4 protein-coding genes are annotated in these 2,094 nt (G+C 34.8%); all 4 read right to left on the bottom strand.

Features of this window, described 5'->3' with window-relative positions:
• Positions 1-100: 100 nt before the first annotated feature.
• The gene (locus tag ABD915_RS09445) at positions 101-676 is read right to left on the bottom strand and encodes an SMI1/KNR4 family protein (protein WP_345117672.1); all 576 of its coding nucleotides are present in this window, start codon (positions 674-676) and stop codon (positions 101-103) included.
• Positions 673-1,143: an SMI1/KNR4 family protein gene (locus ABD915_RS09440; protein ID WP_345117670.1), complete on the bottom strand. Its 471-nt coding sequence runs from the start codon at positions 1,141-1,143 to the stop codon at positions 673-675. Before ABD915_RS09440 ends, ABD915_RS09445 begins: the two co-directional genes overlap by 4 nt.
• A complete protein-coding gene (locus ABD915_RS09435) occupies positions 1,140-1,613 on the bottom strand; it encodes an SMI1/KNR4 family protein (protein ID WP_345117668.1) in 474 nt (157 codons plus the stop codon). Before ABD915_RS09435 ends, ABD915_RS09440 begins: the two co-directional genes overlap by 4 nt.
• Positions 1,614-1,633: 20 nt before the next feature.
• Positions 1,634-2,094, bottom strand: a 461-nt coding sequence (locus tag ABD915_RS09430) for an HNH/ENDO VII family nuclease (protein ID WP_345117666.1), incomplete at its 5' end; no start/stop codon positions are given.

Raw genomic sequence — 2,094 nt, 5'->3', positions numbered from 1 at the left:
TGTTTTCTATAGTTTCAGTTTTTGTAAACAATATTACCACCATAAACCGTTTCAAAGTCTGTATAAATTATAAACGCTCCGTATTTTCTCACTATCAATTTCACCTCTTCCATAGTTTTTTCCAAAAGCTCTTGTAAAAAGGGATAGGTTGCGGAGTGGGAGTGTTCTCAATCTTTTCAATTGGTTGATCACCTTCAGGTATCTCAGCTCCCACGCTTTCTTTAATTCTTTTACAAAGGAATTCATAAAAATTACTAGCGTAATATTCACAATCACCCAATGGAAGCCTGACATAAAGTGGGCATTCTCCATCCCGAAACTGCGTATAATCAAAATAAAAGGTTTCATCAAAATCAGTACTGCTAACGACAAGCTGTTCTGGTGTTGCAAAACCATCTTTTCTATCGAGTAAGTTTCGGTAAACAATATCATCAAAAGGAACACCTATAGGGTTCTCACAAAGGCTAAAGATTTCATAACCAGCAATATCCCCTCCTTTATAATGTTTTAAAAAACTCTTGTAAGACGATGTGAATTGTAAACCGAGAGCTTTCTCTGCCTTTTCAATTACGAGATCATCAACAGCATTTTCTTCAGAACGAAAATTGACAATATCATCATCATCATCATATTTATCAACTAATTGTATAACATCATCTAAGGTATAGGTTTTCACGAATCTTCCCCTGCATGGTCCTTAATTTTTTTGCAAAGGAATTCATAAAAGTTACTTGCATAATAAAGGGGATCTCCAGATATTACCTCAAAATAAAGTGGACATTCACCATCCCGAAACTGAGTATAATCAAAGTAAAATGTCTCACCAAAATCGGTTCTACTCACAACAAGCTGTTGTGGTTTTGCTAAACCATTTTTTATATCGTTTAAATTTCGATAAACAATATCACCAGCATGAATGCCCTTATACTCCGCATAAACGCTAAAGATTTCCTCACTACCAATTTCTCCTCCTTTATAATTTTTCAAAAAACTCTTATAAGAAGTTGTGAACTGCAAACCGAGAGTTTCCTCAGCTTTCTTTACCCATATATCTTCTACCGCATCCTCTGCAGTGCCAAAATTAATAATATCACTATATTTATCAACTAATTGTGCAACATCATCTAAGGTATAGCTTTTCATGAGTCTTCCCCTGCATGGTCCTTAATTTTTTTGCAAAGGAATTCATAAAAGTTACTTGCATAATAAAGGGGATCTCCAGATATTACCTCAAAATAGAGCGGACATTCACCATCCCGAAACTGAGAGTAATCAAAGTAAAATGTCTCACCAAAATCAGTTCTACTGACAACAAGCTGCTGTGGTTTTGCTAAACCATTTTTTATTTCTGTTAAGCGATTATAAACAATGTCACCACCATAAACAGTTTCAAAGTCCACACCATAAATGCTAAAAATTTCCTCGCAACCAATTTCTCCTCCTCCGTAATTTTTTAAAAAACCCTTGTAAGAAGATGTGAATTGCAAACCTAGAGTTTCTTCAGCTCTCTTTATCCATACATCATCAGGTGCATCCTCTGCAGAACCAAAATTAATAATATTACTATATTTATCAACTAATTGTGCAACATCAGTTAAAGTATAAATTTTCATAATTTGTTCTCCATAAATTGTTATTTTTTAGTTGCTATAGCTTTTTCTTCATAACCTTTAGCACGTTCTTTCCAGTATTTGGGTCTCCACCTATCGAACATATCTCTATCGATAAGCGATTCTTGTGTTTTAGGATAAATATGAATAACAGAAGTATATTCTTGATGGAATGTTCTGCTAACCTCTGCTATAGGGCTATCTTGTATTTGCAACATATGATGCAACTCAACGGGATGACCATCGAAACCAATAGGTGCTCTTCCTGTTTTCATCCTCTCAATATTTGTAACCCACACTGTTTTTCCATTTTTTCTCAACTTAACAATTTTGTTAGGATCAAACAGATCATCTCTTTGATAGACTTTGTTTGTCTGAGCAATTTTCTCCCCCTTGTAAGTCATTTCAAACTCAACCTCAATCGGGGCTGTTGACCAGAATTTTCTTTCCTGCCCAAAATATTGAGTTGCAATAACCTCATCGC

Source organism: Bartonella jaculi, assembly GCF_039543045.1.
GTDB lineage: Bacteria > Pseudomonadota > Alphaproteobacteria > Rhizobiales > Rhizobiaceae > Bartonella > Bartonella jaculi.
This window is presented reverse-complemented; position numbering and strand designations above follow the sequence as displayed.

What these genes read in the sequence shown, in the direction of transcription:
- ABD915_RS09440 (WP_345117670.1), bottom strand. Translation starts at nt 1,143, where the DNA reads ATGAAAAGCTATACCTTAGATGATGTTGCACAATTAGTTGATAAATAT.
- ABD915_RS09435 (WP_345117668.1), bottom strand. Translation starts at nt 1,613, where the DNA reads ATGAAAATTTATACTTTAACTGATGTTGCACAATTAGTTGATAAATAT.